Origin of the sequence: Streptomyces sp. AA4 (assembly GCF_000158875.1) — a bacterium.
Classification (GTDB): domain Bacteria; phylum Actinomycetota; class Actinomycetes; order Mycobacteriales; family Pseudonocardiaceae; genus Amycolatopsis.
On the sequence record NZ_GG657746.1, the window covers coordinates 401,290 to 426,318 of the forward strand.

A 25,029-nucleotide genomic window follows, 5' to 3' on the forward strand; every position below is an offset into this window, starting at 1 on the left:
CGGAGGATTGCGTGTTCTGCAAGTGCTCCGCCGCGGGCGCATGATCGAGGTCAAGACCCGCGGCGAGCTGGAGGCCATGCGGGCGGCCGGTCTCGTCGTCGCCCGCACCCTCGCCGCCGTGCGCGAACTCGCCCGGCCCGGCGTCAGCACGGCCGAGCTCGACGAGCTGGCCGAGCAGACGATCCGCGACGCCGGCGCGGTGCCGTCGTTCAAGGGCTACCACGGATTCCCGGCGTCGATCTGCGCGTCGGTGAACGAGCAGATCGTGCACGGCATCCCGTCGGCCAAGCAGGTGCTCGCCGACGGCGACCTGATCTCGGTCGACTGCGGCGCGATCCTCGACGGCTGGCACGGCGATTCCGCGGTCACGCTGGAGATCGGCGAGGTCAGCGAGAAGGACCGGCAGCTGTCGGAGGCGACCAAACGCGCCATGTGGGCGGGCATCGAGGCCGTCCGCGCGGGCTCCCGGCTCACCGACATCTCGTTCGCCGTGCAGACCGCCGCTCGCCAGGCGGGCGAGGACGACGGCCGCGAGTACGGCGAGATCCTCGAATACGGCGGTCACGGCATCGGCCGCCAGATGCACATGGAGCCGTTCCTGCCGAACGTCGGCAAACCCGGCAAGGGCCCCCGGCTCAAGCCCGGCATGGCGCTCGCGGTCGAACCCATGCTGACCGGCGGCAGCGGCGAAACCCTCGAGCTGGAAGACGGCTGGACGGTCGTCACCATCGACGGGTCGCGCGCCGCGCACTGGGAGCACACCGTCGCGATCACCGAGGACGGTCCCTGGGTGCTCACTCTGCCCGAAGAGTCCTGAGCGGCCACTCACACGGGTTTACTTCGACCCCGGTCGCCGGGGTCTTACACGGGTTGCGTACACTGTCAAGTCGGCGCGCTCATGCGCCGGTTCCAGCATGCTCGTGAATTCTCGCGAACCACGTGGACCCGGACCTGAGTGTGGCCGAGCACCACCCAGTAAGCAAGGACTCGAGCTCAAAACCGATCACGCTGTGCACATCAAGCGTGCATCAGGGATTGCGGAGGACATGGCTAAGAAAGACGGGGCCATCGAGGTCGAAGGCCGCGTGGTCGAGCCGCTCCCCAACGCGATGTTCCGCGTCGAGTTGGAGAACGGCCACAAGGTCCTGGCACACATCAGCGGCAAGATGCGGCAGCACTACATCCGCATCCTGCCCGAAGACAGGGTTGTCGTGGAGCTGTCGCCCTACGACCTCTCCCGTGGTCGCATCGTCTACCGCTACAAGTGATCACGCCAGAGCCGAGCAGAGCAGGAAGCAGGAAGACGTGAAGGTCCAGCCGAGCGTCAAGAAGATCTGCGACAAGTGCAAGGTGATCCGCCGTCACGGCCGGATCATGGTGATCTGCGAGAACCTGCGCCACAAGCAGCGTCAGGGCTGACCACCGCACTGCAGCAGGCCGCTTGACGGCTAACCCACCCTCCCCGTACCTGCCGGGCCGCGAAAGCGGTCCGGTGCACCCCCGGACTTCAGGCCGGGGCCGGGACACCCGGGGCGCAAGCCACGGGCACGACAGGCGAGTCGGTTCCGGAACCGGACGGGGAGCAGACCTGGAGACGAACCCGAAAAAGGAGCACCAGTGGCACGACTCGCTGGCGTCGACCTTCCCCGCGAGAAGCGGTTGGAGATCGCGCTGACTTACATCTACGGGATCGGCCGTACCCGCTCGAAGCAGATGATCGCTGCTGCCGAGCTGAACGCCGACACCCGCGTCAAGGACCTCAGCGACGAGGATCTCGTCAAGCTGAAGGACTACATCGACGAAAACTTCAAGGTCGAGGGTGACCTTCGCCGTGAGGTGAACGCCGACATCCGGCGCAAGATCGAGATCGGGACCTACCAGGGTCTGCGCTGGCGTCGCGGTCTGCCGGTGCGCGGTCAGCGCACCAAGACCAACGCCCGCACCCGCAAGGGCCCGAAGAAGACGGTCGCCGGCAAGAAGAAGGCTGGCAAGAAGTGAGCACCCAGGGCAAGAAGGTCGTTCGCATGGGCGGTTCCGTCCGTCGCTCCACGGCTTGTGTCTCGCCCAAGGCGCTCTACGCCCGCCCGATGGCGCTGCGGAACCTCTACACCGACGCCGGATCCATCATCCGGCGCGGGCAGCAGGAAGCGGTCGCCGCTCACCAAGAGAACGCGCGTTAACAGGAGAACCCTCAGACAATGCCACCCAAGTCCCGCACCGCGGGGGCCAAGAAGGTCCGCCGCAAGGAAAAGAAGAATGTCGCGCACGGTCACGCGCACATCAAGAGCACCTTCAACAACACCATCGTCTCCATCACGGACCCGACCGGCGCCGTGATCGCGTGGGCCTCCAGCGGCCACGTGGGCTTCAAGGGCTCGCGCAAGTCGACCCCGTTCGCCGCGCAGATGGCCGCCGAGAACGCCGCCCGCAAGGCGGCCGAGCACGGCATGAAGAAGGTCGACGTTTTCGTGAAGGGCCCGGGTTCGGGCCGCGAGACGGCGATCCGCTCGCTGCAGGCGGCCGGCCTCGAGGTCGGCACCATCCAGGACGTGACCCCGCAGCCTCACAACGGCTGCCGCCCGCCCAAGCGGCGCCGGGTCTGAGGAACGGGGAGGAGTACTAAGAAATGGCTCGTTACACCGGCCCCGCGACGCGTATTTCGCGTCGCCTCAAGGTTGACCTCATCGGCGGCGACCAGGCTTTCGAGCGTCGCCCCTACCCGCCGGGCCAGCACGGCCGCGGGCGCATCAAGGAGTCCGAGTACCTCCTGCAGTCGCAGGAGAAGCAGAAGGCTCGCTACACCTACGGCGTTCTCGAGCGCCAGTTCGTCCGGTACTACAAGGAAGCCGTGCGGCGTCCGGGCAAGACCGGTGAGAACCTGCTGCAGATCCTCGAGTCCCGGCTGGACAACGTGATCTACCGTGCCGGCATCGCCCGCACCCGCCGTCAGGCGCGGCAGCTGGTGAGCCACGGCCACTTCCTGGTCAACGGCGTCAAGGTCAACGTGCCGTCCTACCAGGTGACCAAGTGGGACATCATCGACGTGCGGCCGAAGTCGATGGGCATGCTGCCGTTCGTGGCGGCGAAGGAAGCCTTCGGCGAGCGTCCGGTCCCGGCCTGGCTGCAGGTCGTGCCGTCGAACCTCCGCGTGCTGGTCCACCAGCTGCCGGAGCGCGCGCAGATCGACGTTCCGGTCCAGGAACAGCTGATCGTCGAGCTTTACTCGAAGTAACCGGTCTCTGCGACTGGTTACGGGGCGGCGGCGTCCAGTGCGCCGCCGCCACGCCATCCCTTCGACGTCATATGGCGGGCGTCGTCTGGAAAGGAATTAAGGAATGCTGATTTCCCAGCGGCCGGCTCTCGGCGAAGAGACGGTCAACGAGACCCGCTCCCGGTTCACCATCGAACCGCTGGAGCCCGGCTTCGGCTACACGCTCGGCAACTCGCTGCGGCGCACGCTGCTGTCGTCCATCCCGGGCGCGGCCGTGACGAGCATCCGCATCGACGGCGTGCTGCACGAATTCACCACCGTTCCCGGGGTGAAGGAAGACGTCACCGACATCATCCTGAACCTGAAGGAACTGGTCGTGTCCTCGGAAGAGGACGAGCCGGTCACCATGTACCTGCGCAAGCAGGGCCCGGGTGAGGTCACGGCTGCCGACATCGTGCCGCCCGCGGGCGTCACCGTGCACAACCCGGATCTGCACATCGCGTCGCTGAACGGCAAGGGCAAGCTCGAGATCGAGCTCGTCGTCGAGCGCGGCCGCGGTTACGTTCCGGCCCTGCAGAACAAGCAGGCGGGCGCGGAGATCGGCCGGATCCCGGTCGACTCCATCTACTCGCCGGTGCTGAAGGTGACCTACAAGGTCGAGGCCACCCGTGTCGAGCAGCGCACCGACTTCGACAAGCTGATCCTGGACGTCGAGACCAAGCCGTCGATCACCGCGCGCGACGCGGTGGCCTCGGCAGGCAAGACGCTGGTGGAGCTGTTCGGTCTCGCTCGCGAGCTGAACGTCGACGCCGAGGGCATCGAGATCGGCCCGTCGCCGCAGGAGGCGGACACCATCGCCGCCTACGCGATGCCGATCGAGGACCTGGACCTCACCGTCCGGTCGTACAACTGCCTGAAGCGCGAAGGCATCCACACGGTGGGCGAGCTCGTCTCGCGCTCCGAGGCGGACCTGCTCGACATCCGCAACTTCGGCGCCAAGTCGATCGACGAGGTCAAGCTGAAGCTCGTCGGCCTCGGCCTCGCGCTGAAGGACAGCCCGCCCGGGTTCGACCCGTCCGCGGCTGCCACCAGCTACGACGGCGAAGGCTGGTCGGAAGGGGTCGCCGGCATCGGCGGCGGGATTTCGGACGACGGCCACGACGATGGCCAGGACTACGCAGAGACCGAGCAGCTCTGAGGCCTCGTGCCCGGACGCTGTGAGCTGAACTAGGAGAAAGTCATGCCCACCCCTACCAAGGGAGCCCGGCTCGGCGGGTCTGCCGCGCACGAGCGGCTGATCCTGGCCAACCTGGCCACTCAGCTGTTCGAGCACGGCAAGATCACGACGACCGAGGCCAAGGCCAAGCGGGTCCGCCCGCTGGCCGAGAAGCTGATCACCAAGGCGAAGCGGGGCGACCTGCACAACCGTCGCCTGGTGCAGAAGGTCGTCCGGGACAAGGACGTCGTGCACAAGCTGTTCGCTGAGATCGGCCCGCACTTCGCGGAGCGCGCCGGCGGCTACACCCGCATCACCAAGACGATGCCGCGCAAGGGCGACAACGCCGCCATGGCCGTCATCGAACTGGTCGCGGAGAAGACCGTGACGTCCGAGGCCGAGCGGGCTCGCAAGACCAAGTTCGCCAAGGACGAGGTCGCCGCCGCTCCGGTCGCCGAGGAGGCCGCTGAGGCCCCCGCCGCGACCGAAGAGGCCCCGGCTGCCGAAGAGGCTCCGGCCGCTGACGAGGCCGCTGCCTCCGAAGGCGACGCCGACGCCAAGAAGGACTGAGTCCTGCCGGCACTGTCTGCATCGGACGAGCCCGCCGCTCCCCACGGGGAGGGCGGGCTCGTTCGTCTGCGCTTGGACGTGAGCTACGACGGCACGGACTTCTCCGGCTGGGCCCGCCAGCCCGGCCGCCGCACCGTGCAGGCAGAACTGGAGCAGGCGCTGCAGCGGCAGCCGCCGGGGGAAGCGGTGCCGAAATCCGTGGTCGTCGCGGGCCGCACGGACGCCGGGGTGCACGCGACCGGACAGGTCGTGCACGTCGACGTCGTCCCGTTCGCGCCCGGTGCGCCGGGCCGGATACCCGTGGACGAACGGGGAATCCCGGACCTGACGCGCATGCGCGGCCGCTGGAACAAACTTCTGCCCGCCGATGTGCGGGTGCTGAACGCACGCGTGGCCCCGGACGGTTTCGACGCCCGGTTCTCGGCCATCCGGCGGCACTACCGTTACCGCGTCTCCGACGCTCCGTGGGGCGTCGATCCGTTGCGCCGCAACGACACCCTGGCCTGGGGCCGTCCACTGTCGACAGAGCGGATGAACGCTGCCGCGGCGGAATTGCTGGGACTGCAGGACTTCGCGGCGTACTGCAAACAGCGCGAGGGCGGCACGACGATCCGCGAGCTGCAGCGTCTGGAGTGGACGCGGATCGACGAGCACCTGCTGGAAGTGCGGGTTTCCGCGGACGCGTTCTGTCATTCGATGGTCCGCAGTCTGGTCGGGGTCTTGCTGCTCGTGGGGGACGGGCGGCGGGGAACCGGGTGGCCGGGCGAGGTGCTGGCGAGCGGGACGCGGGACAGCGCGGTCGCCCCGGCGCACGGGCTGACGTTGACGGCGGTGGACTATCCGCCGGACGAGCTGCTGGCCGCGCGGGCGGAGCAGACCCGGAACGTGCGGTCGTCGACCGAGCTTTAGGTCAGGGTGGGTCGGATTTTGTGGTTGAACGACGAGGCGGAGCGTGCGCTCGCGCTGCTGTCCGAGGCGGACGGGGTGAGCGAGCACGAAACAGCGGCGCGGACGATCACGGACGCCGCAGCCCGCCGGGTCCGGAACGGCCGGGTTCACGAGCTTTCCCTCCAAGGCCGCTCCCGCTACACCGCCCTGTTTGATCGCCTGGCGCAGTGAAAAACGAGTACCTGACGCTGGACAACCTGCTCCTGCTGTCGGCTGACCTCCGCGTGCCCGGAGTGCGCGACCTAGGCCTGCCCGACGCACCGGCGGCAGACCTCGCTGAGGGGGGCGGGCTCAACGGCTTCGACCTGGACGCGCCGGAGGACGAGGCGTACGACCTGGTGATCGCGACCGCGACTTTGCCGTATCAGTCGGTGGCTGAGCGGCTGGCGGAATGGGCTCGCGCGTCGCACACCGCCGATCGCTGAAAATGGTGAAGGCCTCCTTGCCGGAATCCCGCAAGGAGGCCTTCACCGTTCTGATCGTGCTCAGTCGCCGCGGCGAACCGGGCCGAGCAACTGCTGTTCCTTCTGCGTCGTGACCAGCCGCAGCGGACGCCACAGGTTCGTGCCCAGCGCCACGACCTGGTCGTCCTTCAGCGTGGTCAGCTGACGCATCATCTGCGGCGGCAGCCGCCAGATCCGGGCGGCCAGTTCGGCCTGTCCGGCGGGCAGCCGCTGCATCAGCACGAGGTCCGCGGCGTTCGCCGTGGTGCCCGCCTGCGGGTGCAGGTACGGGAGCACGTACACCGTGGTCTGCCAGGGCGAGCGGGGCGGGAACAGGTCCTGCGGGGTCGGTCCGCCGTCGGTCACCACGAGCAGTGGGGCGTCCTCGGACGGGCGCGGCAGTTCGACCGGCGAGAGCCGGCGGATCTGCACCAGCGGCGACGGGCGTCCGTCGCGGCTTCCGGCGGCTTGCTGCAGTACCTGCCACGCTGCCGGACGCCCGGTGGCCACGACCACCCACGCACCGGTTGCCATGGCACGCAGCGCGACCTGGCGGGCCAGGTAAAGGCCGCCGACGAGCACGATGCGGGTCGGCTGCGAGCGCAGCGCGGAGACGGTCAGCGGTTCGCCCTTGAGACCGGAGCCGAGGACGACGCCGCCGCGGTCGCCGGACGGGCTGATCGCGTCGAGCATGGCCGGGTCGACGGTGAACTCCGGGGCGAGCCCGGTGTTCTGCCCGGCGTCGCGAACTCGAGTACTCACGCGGTCCCTCCGATCGGCAGCGTCGCGGAGAACGCCGGGATCTGCATGCCCTTCATCGGGGTCAGGTCGACGTCCAGCCGCTCCGCGATGCTCTGCAGCCGCTGGTCGGCGGCGTCCAGCTCGCGCGGGTTGCGGGCGCTCAGCCGCACTACGCCGCGCAGGCCGATGCGGCCCTCGTCGGCCGACGGCGAGATCGCCATGGCGACCGTCGCGGACAGCGCGCGCACGCTGGTCAGCCCGTTCAGGCTGCCGCTGATCTTGCCCTTGGGCCAGCCGGTGATCGCGTAGCTCGAGTGCCCGATGCCGGCCGCGGTGACGCCGGTCCAGCTCTCCTGCAGGCTGACCTTCTCGTTCGAGCCGGCGACCGCGGTGAGTTCGGCCGCCGAGATGCTGGCGCGCAGCAGTTCGTCCGGGTCCAGCGGCCGGGTCGGCACGCCCTGGGACTCCAGCGCGTTGCGCACCCGCGACAGCGCACCGATCATCGCGCGGTGCGCGCCGACGACGCCGCCGCCGCGTTCCCGGATCGCCTCCGGGCAGCGCCGCGGGTCGAGCCGGACCGCGATCCACGTCGTCCGCCGGGCCGCCGCGGGCAGCGGGCCGAGCACCTCGAGATAAGAACTGAGCGCCGGGGCGTCCGCGGGCATCGCGGCCGAACCCGGGTAGCTGTGCCAGATCATCTGGATGGAGTCCAGCAGCACGCCGCGGTCTTCCAGGCACGGCGCGAGCGCGGACAGCGGAAGGCTGGGCGCGCCGCCTGCTTGGGAGATCATCGCCGGCATCGGCTCGACGAGCAGGACCGCGGTCCAGGTGCCCTCGTTCCAGGCGATGCCGACTTCCTGCCGTTCGTGGTCGACGGCGTGCGCCACCACGAGGTCCGGCACCGCCAGCCGCAGCAGGCTGACGCGCGCGTCCTCCGGGCCGGTGACCGCGCTTTCCTCGGCGAGTTCCTCGATGCTGGTCGGCGGCGGAGGGGTCGCCACGCGGCCGTGCGAGCGGAACCGGTACCGCAGCGTCAGCGAGAGCCACTGGGTGAACCAGCGTCCGCCCACGCGCAGGAAGGCGAGGATCAGGCCGAGCGCGGCGACGCCGATCGCGACGTACTTGAGCTGCATGTTGATCGCCAGCAGCACGAGTCCGATCGCGACGCCGACTTCCAGCACGACGAGGTTGACCACGGGCAGCGGGCCGAGCGTGATGCCGCCGGAGCGCCGCCGCGAGGGCGGGGCCATCCGGAGCGCCGTCGCGGTGCCGCCGGTCGGGGCGGGTTCGCCGCTTTCCGGGCCGCCGCCGCTGGGTCCGCCAGGGCCGCCGGGACCACCTGGTCCGCCGCCGCCGGGTCCCCCCGGACCACCGGGTCCGCCGCCGCCAGGTCCGCCCGGACCACCGGGACCACCAGGTCCGCCGGGACCTCCGGGACCTCCGGGACCTCCGGGACGAGGAGCGTTAGGTCCGCCGCCGCCAGGACGTCCAGTCCTCGGGCCAGCGGGACCGCCCGGACCGCCAGGGCCAGCGGGGCCGCCGGGCTTCGGCCCGCCAGGACCGGGCTTGGGACCACCGGGACCGCCGGGTCCGCCAGGCGGGGGCCCGCCCGGACCCGGAGCGCCGGGCACGCCAGGACCGCCGGGCTTGGGAACGCCGGGTCCGGGAGTGATCGGTCCGCCGGGACGACCGGGACCGCCCGGGACGCCGGGAGGGGGAGTGCGCGGGGGAAGGCCGGGTCCGCCGGGAGCCGCGCCGGGGCCGCCGGTTCTTCCGGGCCGCTGCGGCGGGCCCGGGGGACGTCCCCCGGGAGGCGGCGGCGGCCCCTGCGGACCAGGCGGACGTGGAGGCGTGCTGACGGACATCCGCGCGTTCTCTTCCCCTCGTGAGTGCTGCGTACCCGGAAAGCCGGTCCCGGGATGCCTGACCCTAACCGGAGTTGGTAGAAACCCCACACCAGACGGTCCCCGTACGGCTATCCTGCGGAACCGTACCGCGACGGGGAGGACTGTAGGTCGAGAATGCCATCAACACCCACGACTAAGTCTCAGGTTCAGGCATACAAGTTCGTCCTGCGCCGGATGCAGTCCGCGCTGGTCCGCCGCGACGCGGTGATGTTGCACGACCCGATGCGCTCCCACGGGCGCGCGACCGCGGTCGGAGTGATCCTCGGCGTCCTGGGCGCCGTCGTTTTCGTGCTGTGGGGGCTGTTGAGCCCCGCGCCGTCGGTGCCGTCGTCGGACAACATCGTGATCGGCGAGCAGTCCGGCACGGTATATGTCGTCACCGGGAACCCGGCGAGGCTGATCCCGACGTTCAACCTCGCGTCGGCGCGGCTGATCCTCATGGCGCAGAAGCAGCAGGGGGGCCAGGGACAGCAGGGCGGCCAAGGCGGCCAGCAGGCGTCCGAGGTGAAGAACCCGACTGTCGTCTCCGATGAACAGCTGAAGAACATGCCGCGCGAGAAGCTCACCGGCATCCCGGACGGTCCGCAGCTGATCCCGTCGGCGGACCAGCGGATTTCCCCCAACTGGGCGGTGTGCGACGAGGTCGTGCTCGACCCGTCGCTGCCGCAGCAGGACTCGGTCAACAAGACGAACACGGACGTGATCGCCGGCGTCGACAAGCTCGGCAGCGAACTGCAGGAGAACCAGGCGCTGCTCGGCGACGCGGGCAACGGCAAGACCTACCTCATCTACCGGCTGCCGGCGACGCAGAGCCGGCCGAACGCGAACACCGTGCGCGCCGAGGTGCCGTCCGGTTCCAACGACCCGGTGCGGTCCGCGCTGCATCTTCCGACGAAGGCGCGCAAGGTGTCGCAGGCCTTCCTCAACGCGATCCCCGAGGTCACCAAGCTGACCCCGCCGCTGGTGGCGGGCGAGAACACGACGCCGTCGAGCAGCTTCGACGGCCTGACCGTCGGCAACGTCTTCTCGACCCAGCCGACCGGCGGCGCGCAGGAGTACTGGCTGATCGCCAAGAGCGGCATCCAGAAGGTGTCGCCCGCGGTCGCGGACATCGTCCGCACGGCGAAGAGCGGCGGCACGGCCACCACGCCGACGCTGGGCCTCGACAAGATCAACAACGTCAAGGTGCTGCAGAAGGGCGACCCGGACTACGTCCAGGTCGACGACTACCCGAAGGTCGTCCCGACCGTCCTCGACGCCACGCAGGGCTCCCCGGTCGCGTGCCTCGGCTGGTCGCTCAACGCCGACCACACCCAGGCGCACACCTCGGTGTACATCAACAAGCAGATCCCGGTGGAGAAGAACGCCGACGGCACCTCGAAGATCCTGAGCGTCGGCAACACCGGCCCGAACGGCGTGCCGATCACCGGTTTCTACATGCCGACCGGGTACGGCGCGGTGGTGCAGTCGGCCACCGAATCGGACAAGACCTTCGGCAAGGGCCCGATCCAGCTGATCTCCGACCGCGGCATCCGCTACGGCGTGCCGGACGCGGCGACCGCGGAGGAACTGGGGCTGAACAACCGGCTTCCCGCGCCGGAGTCGATCATCGGGCTCCTGCCGACCGGGGCGTCGCTGAACGTGCAGAACGTGATGAAGCAGTTCGATTCGGTCCCGATCGACCCGAACGCGGGCTCGTACAAACCGCAGGCGGCCGGACAGCAGCAACCTGCCGGGAACTGACGGCGGATTCCGTCCGTCACACTCGGACCAGAGCCGGGTGAGCGGAGGGTTTGACGTGGCAGCGCCGGGAAGCAGTCCGGGAACAAGCGCCGTGCGGATCGACGGCGCGGTCGTCGGCGGCTACGCGGCGAAAGTCGCGCGGGCGGCCGACGAACTGGAGACCGCCGCGGGCAAGGTCGGCGCGGGAGCGAGCACCGCCGAGGCGTACGGCGAGCTGGGCGCGCGGCTGGGCGTGCCGGAGTCGTACGCACAGGCCTCGCAAGCGTTGCGCGGTCAGCTCGCGGCCGGGGTGGCCGCGCTGCGATCGGTCACCGCGGCGCTGGAGCAGCTCACCACCGGCCACACCGAACGGGACGCCGACGCGGCCGAGCGGATCGAACGCGCCGGGAGGATCTCGTGACCGAGCCGTCTTTGGCGTACGTGACCGAACTGGCCCGCGAGCTGGGCGTGCCCGATCCGGTCGCCGCCTACTACCGGCCGCTCACCGGCCGCTGGGAGGAACTGGACGCGGAGGCCGAGAGCCTGCGCGGCGCGGCCCGCACGGCGGCCCGGGTGTCCGCCGACCTCGCGGAGGATCTCGGCCGGATCGACGCGTCGTGGTCCGGTCCCGACGCGGACGCGTTTGTCGCGTACCTGGGCGAAATCCGTGCCGCGAGCGAGGGCGCGGAGGACGCGCTCGACGCGCTCGCCGGTTCGATCGACCAGCTCGCCGAATCGCTGCGCAAGATCGCGGGCGCGGCGGAGGAGATACTGGTCGACGCGGCCGATCTGCTGTCGGAATCGGCGATGCTGCCCAGCGGCGGCGCTTCGCGGGCGCGGTCGCAGCTGCGGGAGACCGAACAGTCGCTGAAGTCCTTGCACGAGGCCGCGGAGGACGTCCTGCGCGAGTTCGGCCGGTTGTGCGCCGGAGTGGACGCTCCGGCCGGGAGCCCGTCGAGCATCGAACTGCGGCACCACTATCCGGCGCAGCAGTTCCGGCTGCACGACGCGGACGCGCCCGCGAGCGCACCCGCCGCTGCCGCCGGAGAGTCCACAGAGTCCACAGTGGCCTCTTCGGACGATTCGGTGACGCCGTCCGCCGCGGAGGATTCCCGGCACGGCAAGGAAACCGCCGCCGATCCGCGGCTGGAGCAAGGGCAGGCGGGCATTCCGCCCGTCGAGCCGGTGGCCCCGGCCGCGCAGCCCGCGGCGAACCAGGGGTCGGGCACGTCGATGATGCCGATGATGGGCTTCGCCGGAATGGGCGGCGGAGGCGGGGGCGGCGGCAGTTCGCAGCACAAGCCGAGGCAACGCACGCCGGCGAAGACGTCCGAGATCTTCGGCGAGCCCGCGCAGGTGACTCCGCCGGTGATCGGCCAGGACCCGCCCGCGCGGCGGCCGGAGAAGGACGGGAAGCCGCCGAAATCCGGGAAGTGACCCGGAAGGCCGCCGTCGCGATATCCGCGGCGCGCGGCCTTTTCCTTGCCCGGAACCGGATTCCTCCGTTGCGCTGGAACACAACGGGCCGCTCCCCTCGGGGAACGGCCCGTTGTGGTGGCGCGAAGCTATCGCGGAGGTGCCGTTCCGGACCGGTTCCGCCGGATCGTGTGCACCACGAACAGCGTGATCAGCAGCGCCGCCACGCCGCCGCCGGTGCCGGCGAGCGCGACGATCATCGGGGTCGAGCTGATGCCGTCGGCGGGCGGCAGCTTGGCCTCCTGCACCACCGGCTTCGGCAGCGAGAGGTTGCCGGTGTCGCCGGGCAGGTTCGCGGTGAGCGCGGCCACCGGGTCGATCACGCCGTAGCCGACGAAGTTGTCGCGCCCGCCCGGAGCGGCCGGATGCTGCGCGGTCGCCTTGAGCCGCTTGACCACGTCGCGTGCGTCCATGTTCGGGAACATCGAGCGGACCAGCGCGGCGACGCCCGCCACGTACGGCGCGGCGAAGCTGGTGCCCTGGATCGGCGACGGGTTGCCGTTCGCGATGGTCAGGTTCGCGAGTCCGGTCGAGTGCTCCGCCGGGTCGAGAGACACGATTTTGGTGCCCGGCGCGGCGACGCCGACCCACGGGCCGTGCACGCTGAACGGCGCGACGCCGCCGTCCTCCTGGATGGCGGCGACGGACAGCACGTCGTCGGAGAACCACGGCGGAGTGACGATCGACTTCGGCTTGTTCGGGTCGGCCTGGTCGTTCTGCGGGCAGTTCTCCGAGACGTTGCCCGCGGCCGCGACGACCACGATGTTCTTCTCGACCGCGTAGTGCACCGCGGCCTGGACCTTGCGCTCGCCCTCCTGGATGTCGCCGGGCGCGGTGCCCGCGCGGCAGTGGTCGACCGACATGTTGATCACGCCGGCCTTCTGGCTGTCGGCGATGCCGCGGATGATCTGCGCGAGCGTGTTCAGCGTGCCCGCGGTGCCTTCCTTCTGCAGCTGCCGGTTGTCGCCCTTGTTGTCCTGCTGGGGCGCCGTGCCGCTGCCGCTGCCGGTGCCGCCGCCCGAGGACGGGGGCAGCTGGCTGTTGCCGCTACCCGCCGGGGGTTGCTGGCTGTTGCCGCCCGAGGGCGGCTGGCCGGTCCCGCTCGACGGGGGAGCCGCGGGCGGCTGCGGGTTGTCGTCCTTGGCGTAGTTCTCGCTCAGCTGCCGGTAGGACACGATGTGCGCGTCCGGGGCCACGCCGATGAAGCCGACCTTCGGGTCCTGCGGGTTGCCCGCGATGATCCCGGCGACCTCGGTGCCGTGGCCGTCGCAGTCCTGCAGGCCCGGGTCCGCGCCGTTGTCCGGGTTGGCGACGTAGTCCCCGCCGCTTTCCACCCGGCCCTGGAACCACGGATGCGGCGTGACGCCGGTGTCGATCACGGCGACCCGCTGCTTGCCGCCGACCGATCCGGTCGCCGCGCGGACGATCTCCTGCGCCTTCTCCAGCTGCAGGTATTCCTGGCCCCATGGGCGGAAGTTGATCTCGACGTTCTGCCCGAGACTGCGTTGCACGCACTCGTTTTTCTTCTTGTACGTGGTGTCCGGGCGGCCGCTGTCGGCGGGCGGCGCGTCGCCCGGGCCCAGCGGCGGCGGAGTGGCCCAGGTGCCCGCGGGCGCGCTTGACGTCTGCGCCGCCGCCGGAGCGGCGGCGAACGGGGACGCCAGCCCGAGCCCGGCCGCGAAGAGCGCCACCCCGGCCCGGCCCGGAAGGCCGAGCCGGCGCGGGAAGGAACGTCGGGAGCCCATCGCGGCGCTCACTTGAGGTTGAGGTGGCGCAGCGTCGAGTAGAGGTCCATCACGCCGAGGGCGAGCGGAAGCACCACGGCGATGCAGATCGCCTCGATGATTTCCACGGTGCGCCGCAGCGGCGGCGAGAAGCGCTGGTCCGGGAAGACCACGCCGACCACGAGGGCGGCCGCGGCGATCAGGATCAGCGCGCCGAAGACGTACAGCAGCCGCTGCTCGGCGGTGGCGGAGAAGAACAGCCAGCCGAGCAGGATGCCCGCCGCGGCGACCATGCCGGTGGTGAGCAGCGCGATCGCCTGCGCGCCGTTGGCGTAGGCGCGGGCGCGCAGCAGGAGGACCAGCGTGGCGATGACGCCGAGGATGATGCCGAAGACGTTCGGGGCGGTGGCCGCGAGGATCGCCGCGACGGCCGTGGTGGCGCCGCAGCCGATCATCAGGCCGGTCATGTAGTCGTGCGCGACCGCGGTGCGCTGCTCGATCGCCTGGTAGTCCGGGAAGCCGGAGTCTTCCTTCAGTTCCTCGGCGGTGCTCGGCACGTACGGCAGCGGAAGCTTGGCGAGCCAGATGGTGGCGCGCGGCAGGAAGGAGATGCAGCCCAGCGCGACGGCGACCGTGCCCGCCGCGACCGACGCGGTGTCGGCGCTGGTCACCAGCGTCGCGACGAGGAAGGCGAGCGCGCCGAACACGCCCGCGGTGGCGGTCGCGATGAACACGCGGATGCCCGCGCTGACCACGAGGATGCAGACCGCCGAGACGATCAGCACCAGCACCGCGCCGAGCAGCAGGTTCGCCCGTACCGACAGCCCGGGCACGATGTAGAAGCCGCTCACGAACGCCAGCGGCAGGCCGCCCGCGGAAGCGATCAGCACGCCGGTGGCCTCGGCCTGGTAGGCCTTGGCGAGCGTGGCGCCGACCGCGACGCAGGCGATCGCGCCGAGGCCGCCGGCGATCGCCGGGCCGAGCGCGGAACCGCCGTAGAGGGAGCCGCTGAAGAACAGGGCCAGCGCGGAGAAGAAGAGGGCGAGCCCGCCGGCGGCGTGGCCGAACCGGCGCGCGGTTTCCTTGGTCCACGGGCGGAAGGTGTCCGGGTCGGCCTCCGCGATGGCGTCGACGACGTCGTCGTACATCGGCGGCGGCGGGTTCTCGTTGCGCTTGCGCAGCTGCAGCAGTTCGCCGTCGACCACGCCGAGGGACGCGAGCGTCCGGCTCGGGTCGAGCGGGGCGTCGCCGAGCTTGGCCAGCGCCCACCCGCCGTGCCGGGCCCCGCCGTCCGGAGTGACCTCCTTGGCCATCTCCAGAAGCATGGGCAGCAGGTCGGCCACCGCCACGTCGGCCGGAAGCGCGACGTCGATGCGCGTCGTCGGTGCGACCACCGTGACCCTGCTGAATACCGTCGTGCCCGTTGCCACTAGATCCCCCGCTCTGAAGAGTCAGCTCCCGGGGAACTTATACCGAACCTGGGGACAGGTTTCAGCGCGTCTCCGCAAATCATCGGCGAAAGTACCCGTACCGGCCGGGCTGGGCCAGATCGACCAGCGGGTTCGTCCGCCTGGTCCGATAACTGTCGGTGGCGGTCCTTACACTCGGGCGCACTGGGAGGACGGGCCCCGCCGGGGCCTGGGGGAGGGGTGCGAGGTGCCGATCCTGGAGTTGGCCGGATTTCCGGGACGACGTTCGATAGGTTGTCCCGCGCACCCGGGTGCAGGCGTCGAGCAGGAATAGAGGGGTCCTTCGAGATGAGCACGCTGCAGTTCAAGAAGTCGCCGCGGCTGGCCGCGCCGCGCCCGCCGGGCGGCGAGGTGCATCTCGAGCCGCCGCCCGAGGTGCCCCGCACGATCCCGGGAAACATCGTCGCCAAGGCTATTCCGGGCGTGATGATCTTCGCGTCGCTCGGGATGATGGTCTTCATGTTCACGGCGGGCGGCAAAAACCCGACCACGATCATGATGAGCGGCATGATGCTGATGGGCACCGTCGGCATGCTCGCCGGAGGCGGCGGAAAGGGCGGCGGCCAGAAGAAGGCCGAGATGGACGAGGACCGCAAGGACTACCTGCGGTACCTCGGCCAGATGCGCGACCGCGCCCGCGAGGCGATGGTCGACCAGCGCGCCGCGCTCGAATGGGTGCACCCGGACCCGCAGTCGCTGTGGTCGCTCGCGGCGAGCCGCCGGATGTGGGAGCGCAGGCAGAACGACCAGGACTTCCTGCACCTGCGCGTCGGCCGCAGCTCGCACCGCCTCGCCACCCGGCTGGTCCCGCCCCAGACCGGCCCGGTGGACGAATTGGAACCGATCGCCACCCTCGCGCTGCGCCGGTTCGTGCGCGCGCACTCGATCGTGCCGGACCTGCCCACCCAGATCACCCTCCGCGGGTTCGCGGCGGTCAGCATGCAGGGCGAGCGGCACCGCACCCGCGCGCTGACCCGCGCGATGCTCGCCCAGCTGGTCACCTTCCACAGCCCGGACGACGTCATGATCGCGGTCGCCACCGCGGGCCGGGCGAAGCAGGAGTGGGAATGGGCGAAGTGGCTCCCGCACGCCCAGCACCCCACGCTGTCCGACGGCATCGGCCAGCTGCGCATGATGGCGGGTTCGCTCAAGCAGATCGAAGACTGGCTGGACGAGGAACTGCGCGACCGCCAGCGGTTCTCCCGCAACGCGACGCCCGCGCCGGACCAGCCGCACGTCGTGATCGTCATCGACGACGCCGAGGTCACCCGCGAGGAGCAGATCATCCTCGAGGAGGGCCTGGTCGGCGTCACCCTGGTCGACCTTTCCGATTCGATCGGCAACCTGGCCGCCCGGCGCGGCCTGCGGCTCGTGGTCGAGGAGGAGCGGCTCGGCGCGCGCAGCGCGGGCGGGGTCGAATGGTTCGGCCGCCCGGACTCGCTCAGCGTGGTCGAGGTCGAGGCGCTGGCCCGGCTCATCGCGCCGTACCGCGTCGGCGGGGGCGGCGGAACGGACGTCAGCGAGGAAGAGCCGCTGCTGTCCAACCCGTCGCTGCTGGAACTGCTCGGCATCCCGGGCGACCCGATGACATTTGACGTGCAGCAGGCGTGGCGGCCCCGGCCGATCCGCGACCGCTACCGCGTCCCGTTCGGCGTCGGCGAGTACGGCCAGCCGGTGGAGCTGGACATCAAGGAGGCCGCGGCCGAGGGCATGGGCCCGCACGGGCTGTGCATCGGCGCGACCGGTTCCGGCAAGTCGGAGTTCCTCCGCACGCTGGTGCTGGGCATGCTGGCCACGCATTCGTCGAGCACGCTGAACTTCGTCCTCGTCGACTTCAAGGGCGGCGCGACGTTCCTGGGCCTGGACAAGGCCCCGCACGTGTCCGCGGTCATCACCAACCTCGCGGACGAGGTCACGCTGGTCGACCGCATGAAGGACGCGCTGGCCGGCGAGATGAACCGCCGCCAGGAAGCGCTGAAGAACGGCGGCAACTTCAAGAACGTCTGGGAATACGAGAAGGCCCGCGAGAACGGAGCCGACCTCGACCCGCTGCCCGCGCTGTTCATCGTCTGCGACGAGTTCTCCGAACTTCTCGCGGCGAAGCCGGACTTCATCGACCTGTTCGTCGCCATCGGGCGGCTGGGCCGGTCGCTGCAGATGCACATGCTGCTCGCGTCGCAGCGGCTGGAAGAGGGCAAGCTGCGCGGTCTCGACTCGCACCTGTCCTACCGGATCGGCCTGAAGACGTTCTCCGCGGCGGAATCCCGCGCGGCGATCGGCGTGCCGGACGCGTTCGAACTGCCGTCGGTCCCCGGTGGCGGTTACCTCAAGTACGACACCTCGACCCTGGTGCGGTTCAAGGCTTCCTACGTGTCGGGGCCGTACCGGCCGGCCGGCATCAAGGCGGCCGGGCCCGCCGCCACGGTGGTGCGCGCGGACAAGCGGCCGCAGCTGTTCGTGCCGGACTTCGTCGAACTGCCGAAGGAACCCGAGCCGGAGCCGGTCGTCGAGGAAGAGGCTCCGAAACAGCAGGAGTCCGAAGAGGCGGTCGAGCCCAGCGAGCTGGACGTGATCGTCAGCCGCCTGGTCGGGCAGGGCCCGCCGGCGCACGAGGTGTGGCTGCCGCCGCTGAACGAGCCGAACTCGCTCGACACGATGCTGCCGAACCTCAACCCCACCGACGACCGGGGGCTCTCCCCGGTCGGGTTCTTCGGCAACGGCAGGCTGCAGGTGCCGATGGGCATCGTCGACCGGCCGTACGAGCAGCGGCGCGACCTGCTGTGGGCGGACTTCTCCGGTGCGCAGGGCCACGGCGTCATCGCGGGCGGCCCGCAGTCGGGCAAGTCGACCATGCTCCGGACGCTGATCATGTCGATGGCGCTCACCCACACCCCCGAGGAAGCGCAGTTCTACTGCCTCGACCTCGGCGGCGGCACGCTCGCCGGCCTCGCGGACCTTCCGCACGTCGGCGGGGTCGCGGTGGCCCGGCGCGAGCCGGACAAGGCGCGGCGCATCGTGGCGGAGCTGACCACGCTGCTGACCGAGCGCGAAGGCCGGTTCGGGGCGCTGGGCGTCGACTCGATGACGGAGTTCCGCAACCGGAAGCGCCGCGGCGAGATCACGGCGGAGCAGGACCCGTTCGGCGACGCGTTCCTGATCGTGGACAACTGGCGGGCCCTGCGCGACGACTTCGAGGAGCTGGAGACGTCGATCACGCGGCTGGCCACCCAGGGTCTCGCCTACGGCGTGCACGTGATCATCTCGGCCAACCGGTGGGCGGACCTCCGCCCGGCGATCAAGGACATGCTCGGCACGCGGTTCGAGCTGCGCCTCGGTGACCCCACGGAGTCCGAAATGGACCGCCGGATCGCGGTCAACGTCCCGGCCGGGCGCCCGGGCCGCGGGCTCACCCGCGACAAGCTGCACCTGCTCACCGGCCTGCCGCGGATCGACGGGTCGAGCGATCCGGAGACGGTCGCGGCGGGCGTCGCGGACGCGGTCGCGAAGATTCGCGGGGCGTGGCGCGGCCGGGTGGCTCCGCAGGTGCGCCTGCTGCCGGAGATGATCACCTACGAAGAGGTCCTGAAGCTCGACCAGAAGCGGGACACGAAGCTCATCCCGATCGGCGTCAACGAGGAGGACCTGCAGCCGATCTACCTGGACTTCGACGCGGATCCGCACTTCTTCGCGTTCGCCGACGGCGAGTCCGGCAAGACGAACCTGCTGCGGCAGATCGCGCGCGGCATCACCGAGCGCTACACGCCGCAGGAGGCCGTGGTCCTGCTGGTCGACTACCGGCGCACGATGCTCGGGTTCCTCGAGGGCGATTCGCTGCTCGGCTACGCCGTGTCGTCCGCGCAGCTGGACAGCATGGTCCAGGACGTGCACGGGTCGATGACGCGGCGGCTGCCGGGTCCGGACGTCACCCAGGAGCAGCTGAAGACGCGGTCCTGGTGGACCGGTCCGGAGCTGTTCATCCTGGTCGACGACTACGACCTGGTGGCAACGCAGTCCACCAACCCGCTCAAGCCGCTGTCGGAGTTCCTCGCCCAGGCGAAGGACGTCGGCCTGCACCTGATCGTGGTCCGGCGCACCGGTGGCGCGTCGCGGGCGGCGTACGACCCGATCATCGGCAAGCTCAAGGAGCTGGCGGCCACCGGCATGGTGATGAACGGTTCGCGCGACGAGGGCGTGCTGATCGGCAACATCCGGCCGAGCGCCATGCCGCCGGGCCGGGGCAACATGCTGAGCCGCAAGAACGGGAAGCAGCTCGTGCAGGTGTCGTGGATCCAGCCCGACTGACCGACCGGGGAGCCGTCGCGGCTGACGGAAGGGGTGCCCGGTGACGGTGCGGGTCGCGGTCGACTTCGGGACCTCGAGCACCTGCGTCGTCGTGTCGGTCAACGGCCGCGAACCGCAGGTCGTGGTGATCGACGGGCAGCCGCTGATGTCCTCGGCGGTGTACGCGGCGTCCGACGGCACCCTGTTCGTCGGCCAGGAGGCCGAGCGGCAGGCGGCCGTCGACCCGTCGCGGTACGAGCCGAATCCGAAGCGGCGGATCGACGAGGGCGATCTGCTGCTCGGCGATTCGGTGCTGCGGGTCATCGACGTCGTGCACGCGGTGCTGGACCGGGCGGTCGCGGAGGCGCGGCGCGTCGCGGGCGACGTCGAGGTGGACCTGCTGGTGCTCACGCACCCGGCGGACTGGGGCGCGATCCGCACCCGGCTGCTGCGCCAGGCCGCGGGCCGGCTGGCGCGCGAGGTGGCGCTGGTGCCGGAACCGGTGGCCGCGGCGGTGTACCACGCGGCCACGTTCGCCCCGGAGGCCTCGCCGGGCGGGCGGACGGTCGAGTTCTCCGGCCGTCCCGGCGACGCGCTGGCGGTGCTCGACCTCGGCGGCGGCACGGTCGACGTCAGCGTCGTCCAGCGGTCGCCGGAGGCCGCCCGCGCGGCGCGAGTGCCGGGCGCGCCGCCGCAGCGGGGCGGGTTCCAGGTGCTGGCCACGCGCGGCGACCCGAGTTTCGGCGGGGCCGACATCGACCAGGCGTTGCTGGAGCACGTCGGTTCTTTGGTGTCCGGCACGGATCCGCAGGCGTGGCGGCAACTGGTCGAGGGCCGCGAGCTGGCTGAGCGACGGCGGCGCCGGGTGCTGCGCCAGGACGTCCGCGGCGCGAAGGAAACGCTGTCGCGGCACACCTACACCGATGTCCCGTTGCCGCCGCCGTTCGCGGACGCGCACGTGACGCGGGCGGACCTGGAGCGGTTGATCGGGCCTCAGCTCGGCCGGGTGGTCGAGCTGACCAGCGCCGCGATCGCCGACTCCGGCCTGCGCCCGAAGCAGCTCGCGGCGATCTTCCTCGTCGGCGGTTCGAGCCGGATCCCGATGATCTCCCGGCTGGTGCACGAGCGCACCGGCGTGGTGCCGACGAGCCTCGACCAGCCGGAGACCGTCGTGGCGCGCGGCGCGCTGCGTGCGGTGCTGCTGGAACCGGACCGCACCGGCGTGCTGCCCGGGTCGTCGATTCCGGGGCCTGCCGAGCACCGCACCGAGATCGTCCGCGGGGACGCGCCGGTCCGGCGAGGTCCGGCGCCGGTGCCGCGCACCCCTCCGGCACAGCCGTTGCCGCCGCGCGGGTTCTCCGCCGCGGAGGCGGCCAGGGGACCGCAAAGCGCGCCGTTCGGAGCGGTAGCGCCCGTCGGCGCGAGTCCATTGCGGACTGGTCCGGGCAAGAACGCGTTGGGGCAGAACGGTTCCGGGAACGGGGCGTTCGCCGTTCCCGGTGCGGAAGACTCCGGTGGCGGGGCGAAGAAACGCCGTCGGCTGTGGTTGATCACCGCGGCGGTCGCGGTCGTGGCGCTGGTCGCGGCCGGAGTCGTCTACTTCGTCAGCCGCGGGAACACCTCGGATCAGGGCCGTTCGTTCTCGCAATACGACTTCAGCCTCGTCGCGCCGAGCGACTGGATCCAGACCACCGACGAGGTCGCGGACCGGCAGGTCATCCTGCACCCGCAGGACGCGGCCAACGGCAACGATCTCGTGCTCGCGCAGGAGTTCGTGATGGACTACGACGCGACGGCGGACCGGCAGAAACTCGTCGACGCTTTGCGGTCCGGGGTCAGCGGAAACGCGAACTACACTGCGTTCCGCCCCGATCTGACTTACGGTGGCCGCAACGTGATCGGCTATGTCGAGAGCAAACCGGAACGGATTACCGTCCGCTGGTATGTGCTCGTGCAAGGGCGGATCCGGGTGCACGTCGGCTGCCAGTACCAATCTCCCGCGGTGCAGCAGCGCGTCGACGCCGCGTGCGAGCAAGTGGTGCGCACGCTGAAGATCACCAGCTGAAGGAGCGCCTGTGCCGTCCGAACCGGAATCCGCGCCGGCGGCATTCACCCGAGCGGGACAGGACGCCGTCACCTTCTCGCGCCGCGTCGCGGGCACCGCGCTCGCGCGCAGCGAACGGCATCGCAGCGAAAACCGGGAATTGCTGAAGGAGTTCGGCAGGCGGCGGCTTTCCGGAGCCGCGGAACCCGCGCCGTCCGCGTTGCGCGGGGCCGCCCGCCGGTTCCGCGCCGCCCGCGGATTGCCGATGCCCGCCGAGCCCGCCGTGCCCGAGCCGGTTCCCGTTCGTCCCGATATTTCGCCCGAACAGCCCCGGACGAGTGAAGAGGACGAGGACTTTTCGCAGTCGCGAATCATGAGCCGGGACTCCTGAAACGTTCCGGGAACCGGCTGTGCGTGTGCTAACCACGCTGGTGGACAAGGTTTTTTCGGGGACACCGGGAAGCCGTTCACCGGGCCGTTGCCGGGCGGTTCCCTTGGCCCGCGTTCACGCAAGCAACTACTTGCGAAGAAGTCGCGACAAGTGTGAACCGAACTGGCAATGTCTTCGTCGTAGGTGCAGTGCCGGAAACACCAGCCGGCGCGCACAACCACTGACGAAGGGGGTAGCTCCCATGGCTGCTGGCGGTTTCACTGGGGATCCGAAGGAATTCACCGCGGCGGAGGGGCGCGTCGTCGACGCGACCAGCCGGATGAACAAGAACCTGAGCGACCTGCGCTCCAACATCGAAGCGACCCGCGCGGGCTGGGAAGGCGACGCGCAGCGCGCCTTCGACAACGTCATGCGCCGCTTCGACGACTGCGGTCGCGGCCTGAACGACGCGCTGCACCGTATCGGCGAGCTGCTCCAGGAAGCGGGTTCCACCTACGCCAAGAGCGAGGCGGCTCAGCACGAGCACATCAACTCGCTCAACAAGGGCTTCGGCGTTCTCGGCTGATCCAGTTCTTTTCCGTTCAGATTCGCCTTTTCCTCATTCTTTCTTCTGACAGGAGTTCGACATGCCTGACGGCCGCATTGTTGTTGACCCGGGTACCATCCACCGCGCCGCGGAGGACTGCACCGCCACCGGCGGCGAGCTGAAGACCCTCTTCGACAACCTGCAGAGTGACCTCAGCCCGCTGACCAACAGCTGGACCGGTGAAGCGAAGGACCAGTACCACCAGGCCCAGAACGAGTGGAACCAGAAGTTCGAGGAGTTCACTCAGCTGCTGGCGCAGATCGCCGCCGTGCTGCCGCAGATCGCGGACGGCTACCAGGCGACGGACCGCTCGGTGCAGAACCTGTTCTGAGCCAAGCTCCGAAACCACGGCGGGCCAGGCACCTTCGGGTGCGGGCCCGCCGTTTTCGTGTGCGTACTTCGAGGCCGCCCGGGTCGGCGGATTCTCCCGCAGGGAAGCCATTTCCCCCACCCGCTTCTCGTCGGAGGAACGGGTTTCGGCGCTCGGCGCGAGGCGTTGCCGGAATATTCTGGCGCGCTGCGGGCGGCTCGTTGCGCACCCTGGGAAATGCCCTCCCGCAGCGACTTCTTTCCGCGGTGCCCGGTCCGGGCCCACGGCTTAAGACCTCGTCAGTGCGGAGCGCCGACGGAATATTCCGGCTTGTCGTTCAGCACCCGCACGGTCACCTTCTTCGGCTGCCCGCCGACCTGCACCGTGCAGTCGAACGTGGTGCCGTTCTCGATCGGCTGCCCGGACGGGCACACGACGTTCTTCACGTCCGGCTCGCCGTAGTTCTCGTTCAGCACCCGGGAAACGCCCTCTTGCAACGACTTCTGGTCGAGGGTGTCCCCGCTGAACACCCCGGCCGCCCACGAGATCCCGCCCGCGGCGGCCAGCACCACCACGACCGCCCCGGCGATCAGGAACGGTTTCTTCGACCGCGGTTTCCCCGGCTTCGCGGAGGAAAACGCGCCGAGTCCGCCGTACTCGGACGGCTGGAACCCGCCGCCGTAAGGACTTCCGGAGGACTGCTGTCCCGGCGGGACCGGGGTCGGCTGGCTCTGCGGCTGACCGGGTCCGCCGTACGGCGCGGGCGTCGGCTGGCTCGGCGGCTGGCCGTAGGGCTGGGCCGGATAACCCTGCTGCGGGTACTGCCCCTGCGGAAACTGTTGCTGCGCCGGAGGTTGCGGCGTCCACTGGCCGCCCTGCCAACCGGAGTTGTCCACTTCGGACGGATAACCCGGCTGCTGCTGTGGCTGGTTCCCCGGCTGCCACCACTGCGGCTGCTGGTCGGGAGGCTGGGTCATCGGTGCTCACCTCGGGGGTCGATCGGCGCGGGGGCCGGCGGAAGGGCGCGCATCAACGCCCCTGCAGGTCGGCGAGCCTGCGGTAGAAGTCCTGTTTGGCCGCGTCGTCCGCGAGGACGGTGACCTGCGAGGCGTCCGGCACCGTCGGCAGGTCCGAGACGGTGGCCTGCCCGGTGAACTTGAACTCGTAGCGCAGTTCGACCTTGTGCCCGTCGCCCTCGAACTTGGCCGCCATGGTGAACGCGGCGAGCGAACCGTCCGGCTTGAGCGTGATCGTGCTCGGCACGACGGCCTTGCGCAGTTCCGGCCCGACCTGGTTGACGACCTTGTCCGGCAGCAGTTCGACGCGCTGGTCGAGGAAGATCGCGAACGGCACGTTCACGCTCAGCTGCTCGGTGCCGTCCGCGGAGCTCTTCGCACCGCGCAGCGCTTTCTTGTCCGCCTTGTACGCGCTGTCGACCGCGGCGCCCATCTTGCACGCGATGTGCACCCCGCCCCACACACACGGCTGGACGAGCCCGTTCTCCGGCTTGGGCATCGACACCCACGGCGTCGGCGCGAGCGATTTGTAGGCCGGGCCCAAGTAGAGGTACTCGACGGCGCCGTCGGCCGGGGTGAACGTGTCGAGGAACTCGTTGGGGTTCTTCTGCGACCGGTTGTGCACGATGCGGCTCTCCGGGCTGCCGGTGCGCGCGGAGGTGACGATGTTGTGCAGGTACCTGTCGTCGAACTTGAAGTACCGGTCCGCGGAGTTGGTCACATCGCGCGGCTCGGTGATCGTGTCGCCCAGCTTCGACATGGCCTTCTCGAACTTCGCGCCGACGTACGCGGCGGCCTGGTCGCCGTCGGGCAGCGCGGTGCCGGCGCGGGCCTGCCCGCACGCGGTCGCGAGCGCCAGCACGGCGGCGACGGCTCCCGCCGTCCGTGCGGCCCGGATCGTCCTCGCTCGTGTCTTCAACTGCTGTCCCCAGGTGCTCGTCGTGCTGGCGCGGCTGCGCGCCCGAATCGTCTCA

General features: G+C 70.4%; 26 protein-coding genes. 20 read left to right on the forward strand and 6 right to left on the reverse strand.

Annotated features, from left to right (window positions below; all coding sequences use genetic code 11):
- The first annotated feature begins 7 nt into the window (after positions 1–7).
- The 12 genes from map to SSMG_RS02065 all read left to right on the forward strand — a co-directional run bounded on the left by map (position 8) and on the right by SSMG_RS02065 (position 6,370).
- Positions 8–817, forward strand: a complete 810-nt coding sequence (gene map, locus SSMG_RS02010) for a type I methionyl aminopeptidase (protein WP_353611742.1) — start codon at positions 8–10, stop codon at positions 815–817.
- A 229-nt stretch (positions 818–1,046) separates the two neighbouring features.
- A complete protein-coding gene (infA, locus tag SSMG_RS02015; RefSeq protein WP_004558881.1) occupies positions 1,047–1,268 on the forward strand; it encodes a translation initiation factor IF-1 in 222 nt (73 codons plus the stop codon).
- A 37-nt stretch (positions 1,269–1,305) separates the two neighbouring features.
- Positions 1,306–1,419: a 50S ribosomal protein L36 gene (rpmJ, locus tag SSMG_RS02020; protein ID WP_004558882.1), complete on the forward strand. Its 114-nt coding sequence runs from the start codon at positions 1,306–1,308 to the stop codon at positions 1,417–1,419.
- A 198-nt stretch (positions 1,420–1,617) separates the two neighbouring features.
- Positions 1,618–1,998, forward strand: a complete 381-nt coding sequence (gene rpsM, locus SSMG_RS02025) for a 30S ribosomal protein S13 (RefSeq protein ID WP_009072337.1) — start codon at positions 1,618–1,620, stop codon at positions 1,996–1,998.
- Positions 1,995–2,180, forward strand: coding sequence for a hypothetical protein (locus SSMG_RS02030; protein WP_009072338.1), 186 nt, complete (start codon positions 1,995–1,997; stop codon positions 2,178–2,180). The genes rpsM and SSMG_RS02030 overlap by 4 nt, the downstream gene beginning before the upstream one ends.
- An 18-nt stretch (positions 2,181–2,198) precedes the next feature.
- Entirely contained in the window at positions 2,199–2,603 is a 405-nt protein-coding gene (rpsK, locus tag SSMG_RS02035) for a 30S ribosomal protein S11 (RefSeq protein WP_009072340.1), read from the forward strand.
- 23 nt (positions 2,604–2,626) lie between these two features.
- On the forward strand, positions 2,627–3,232 hold the full coding sequence (rpsD, locus tag SSMG_RS02040; RefSeq protein ID WP_009072341.1) for a 30S ribosomal protein S4: 606 nt from the start codon (positions 2,627–2,629) through the stop codon (positions 3,230–3,232).
- A gap of 103 nt (positions 3,233–3,335) precedes the next feature.
- Positions 3,336–4,409, forward strand: coding sequence for a DNA-directed RNA polymerase subunit alpha (locus SSMG_RS02045; protein ID WP_009072342.1), 1,074 nt, complete (start codon positions 3,336–3,338; stop codon positions 4,407–4,409).
- 42 nt (positions 4,410–4,451) lie between these two features.
- The gene (gene rplQ, locus SSMG_RS02050; RefSeq protein ID WP_009072343.1) at positions 4,452–4,997 is read left to right on the forward strand and encodes a 50S ribosomal protein L17; all 546 of its coding nucleotides are present in this window, start codon (positions 4,452–4,454) and stop codon (positions 4,995–4,997) included.
- Between the two features lie 72 nt (positions 4,998–5,069).
- Complete coding sequence (truA, locus tag SSMG_RS02055; RefSeq protein ID WP_086024858.1) at positions 5,070–5,906, forward strand: tRNA pseudouridine(38-40) synthase TruA; 837 nt, start codon at positions 5,070–5,072, stop codon at positions 5,904–5,906.
- Positions 5,907–5,930: 24 nt separating this feature from the next.
- A complete protein-coding gene (locus SSMG_RS02060; RefSeq protein ID WP_199785753.1) occupies positions 5,931–6,116 on the forward strand; it encodes a CopG family transcriptional regulator in 186 nt (61 codons plus the stop codon).
- Complete coding sequence (locus SSMG_RS02065) at positions 6,113–6,370, forward strand: hypothetical protein (RefSeq protein ID WP_009072346.1); 258 nt, start codon at positions 6,113–6,115, stop codon at positions 6,368–6,370. The genes SSMG_RS02060 and SSMG_RS02065 overlap by 4 nt, the downstream gene beginning before the upstream one ends.
- Positions 6,371–6,430: 60 nt before the next feature.
- Here SSMG_RS02065 and SSMG_RS02070 read toward each other — a convergent pair whose 3' ends face one another.
- Together SSMG_RS02070 and eccE are read right to left on the reverse strand one after the other, a co-directional pair.
- Complete coding sequence (locus SSMG_RS02070) at positions 6,431–7,150, reverse strand: hypothetical protein (RefSeq protein ID WP_009072347.1); 720 nt, start codon at positions 7,148–7,150, stop codon at positions 6,431–6,433.
- Positions 7,147–8,379 (reverse strand): type VII secretion protein EccE, encoded by a 1,233-nt coding sequence (gene eccE, locus SSMG_RS02075; RefSeq protein WP_009072348.1) that lies wholly within the window; start codon positions 8,377–8,379, stop codon positions 7,147–7,149. Before eccE ends, SSMG_RS02070 begins: the two co-directional genes overlap by 4 nt.
- Before the next feature lie 771 nt (positions 8,380–9,150).
- Here eccE and eccB point away from each other — a divergent pair.
- From eccB to SSMG_RS02090, 3 genes are all read left to right on the forward strand, one after another.
- Positions 9,151–10,779, forward strand: a complete 1,629-nt coding sequence (gene eccB / locus SSMG_RS02080) for a type VII secretion protein EccB (RefSeq protein WP_009072349.1) — start codon at positions 9,151–9,153, stop codon at positions 10,777–10,779.
- 91 nt (positions 10,780–10,870) lie between these two features.
- Positions 10,871–11,179: a hypothetical protein gene (locus SSMG_RS02085; protein ID WP_100266687.1), complete on the forward strand. Its 309-nt coding sequence runs from the start codon at positions 10,871–10,873 to the stop codon at positions 11,177–11,179.
- On the forward strand, positions 11,176–12,195 hold the full coding sequence (locus SSMG_RS02090; protein ID WP_009072351.1) for a WXG100 family type VII secretion target: 1,020 nt from the start codon (positions 11,176–11,178) through the stop codon (positions 12,193–12,195). The genes SSMG_RS02085 and SSMG_RS02090 overlap by 4 nt, the downstream gene beginning before the upstream one ends.
- A 128-nt stretch (positions 12,196–12,323) precedes the next feature.
- Here the strand turns inward: SSMG_RS02090 and SSMG_RS02095 are convergent, their stop codons facing one another.
- A complete protein-coding gene (locus SSMG_RS02095) occupies positions 12,324–13,979 on the reverse strand; it encodes a S8 family serine peptidase (RefSeq protein WP_050788381.1) in 1,656 nt (551 codons plus the stop codon).
- 8 nt (positions 13,980–13,987) lie between these two features.
- Positions 13,988–15,352: a type VII secretion integral membrane protein EccD gene (eccD, locus tag SSMG_RS02100; RefSeq protein ID WP_199785754.1), complete on the reverse strand. Its 1,365-nt coding sequence runs from the start codon at positions 15,350–15,352 to the stop codon at positions 13,988–13,990.
- Positions 15,353–15,715: 363 nt separating this feature from the next.
- Here eccD and SSMG_RS02105 point away from each other — a divergent pair, with 363 nt between their 5' ends.
- The 5 genes from SSMG_RS02105 (at position 15,716) to SSMG_RS02125 (ending at position 23,060) form a co-directional block, all read left to right on the forward strand.
- The gene (locus tag SSMG_RS02105) at positions 15,716–19,729 is read left to right on the forward strand and encodes a type VII secretion protein EccC (protein WP_009072354.1); all 4,014 of its coding nucleotides are present in this window, start codon (positions 15,716–15,718) and stop codon (positions 19,727–19,729) included.
- Positions 19,730–19,769: 40 nt separating this feature from the next.
- On the forward strand, positions 19,770–21,773 hold the full coding sequence (locus SSMG_RS02110; protein WP_009072355.1) for a type VII secretion-associated protein: 2,004 nt from the start codon (positions 19,770–19,772) through the stop codon (positions 21,771–21,773).
- 10 nt (positions 21,774–21,783) lie between these two features.
- On the forward strand, positions 21,784–22,143 hold the full coding sequence (locus tag SSMG_RS02115; RefSeq protein WP_009072356.1) for a hypothetical protein: 360 nt from the start codon (positions 21,784–21,786) through the stop codon (positions 22,141–22,143).
- A gap of 241 nt (positions 22,144–22,384) precedes the next feature.
- Positions 22,385–22,708: a WXG100 family type VII secretion target gene (locus tag SSMG_RS02120; RefSeq protein ID WP_009072357.1), complete on the forward strand. Its 324-nt coding sequence runs from the start codon at positions 22,385–22,387 to the stop codon at positions 22,706–22,708.
- Between the two features lie 61 nt (positions 22,709–22,769).
- Positions 22,770–23,060, forward strand: a complete 291-nt coding sequence (locus SSMG_RS02125) for a WXG100 family type VII secretion target (protein ID WP_009072358.1) — start codon at positions 22,770–22,772, stop codon at positions 23,058–23,060.
- 278 nt (positions 23,061–23,338) lie between these two features.
- Here the strand turns inward: SSMG_RS02125 and SSMG_RS02130 are convergent, their stop codons facing one another.
- Together SSMG_RS02130 and SSMG_RS02135 are read right to left on the reverse strand one after the other, a co-directional pair.
- On the reverse strand, positions 23,339–24,016 hold the full coding sequence (locus tag SSMG_RS02130) for a DUF4333 domain-containing protein (RefSeq protein WP_009072359.1): 678 nt from the start codon (positions 24,014–24,016) through the stop codon (positions 23,339–23,341).
- Between the two features lie 52 nt (positions 24,017–24,068).
- Positions 24,069–24,974: a hypothetical protein gene (locus SSMG_RS02135; protein WP_199785755.1), complete on the reverse strand. Its 906-nt coding sequence runs from the start codon at positions 24,972–24,974 to the stop codon at positions 24,069–24,071.
- Between the last annotated feature and the right edge of the window lie 55 nt (positions 24,975–25,029).

Coding starts and splice junctions, on each gene's coding strand:
- rpsK (WP_009072340.1), top strand. CDS start 2,199: ATGCCACCCAAGTCCCGCACCGCGGGGGCCAAGAAGGTCCGCCGCAAG.
- SSMG_RS02105 (WP_009072354.1), top strand. CDS start 15,716: ATGAGCACGCTGCAGTTCAAGAAGTCGCCGCGGCTGGCCGCGCCGCGC.
- SSMG_RS02045 (WP_009072342.1), top strand. CDS start 3,336: ATGCTGATTTCCCAGCGGCCGGCTCTCGGCGAAGAGACGGTCAACGAG.
- eccE (WP_009072348.1), bottom strand. CDS start 8,379: ATGGCCCCGCCCTCGCGGCGGCGCTCCGGCGGCATCACGCTCGGCCCG.
- SSMG_RS02120 (WP_009072357.1), top strand. CDS start 22,385: ATGGCTGCTGGCGGTTTCACTGGGGATCCGAAGGAATTCACCGCGGCG.
- eccB (WP_009072349.1), top strand. CDS start 9,151: ATGCCATCAACACCCACGACTAAGTCTCAGGTTCAGGCATACAAGTTC.
- SSMG_RS02130 (WP_009072359.1), bottom strand. CDS start 24,016: ATGACCCAGCCTCCCGACCAGCAGCCGCAGTGGTGGCAGCCGGGGAAC.
- SSMG_RS02125 (WP_009072358.1), top strand. CDS start 22,770: ATGCCTGACGGCCGCATTGTTGTTGACCCGGGTACCATCCACCGCGCC.
- rpsD (WP_009072341.1), top strand. CDS start 2,627: ATGGCTCGTTACACCGGCCCCGCGACGCGTATTTCGCGTCGCCTCAAG.
- SSMG_RS02095 (WP_050788381.1), bottom strand. CDS start 13,979: ATGGGCTCCCGACGTTCCTTCCCGCGCCGGCTCGGCCTTCCGGGCCGG.
- rplQ (WP_009072343.1), top strand. CDS start 4,452: ATGCCCACCCCTACCAAGGGAGCCCGGCTCGGCGGGTCTGCCGCGCAC.
- infA (WP_004558881.1), top strand. CDS start 1,047: ATGGCTAAGAAAGACGGGGCCATCGAGGTCGAAGGCCGCGTGGTCGAG.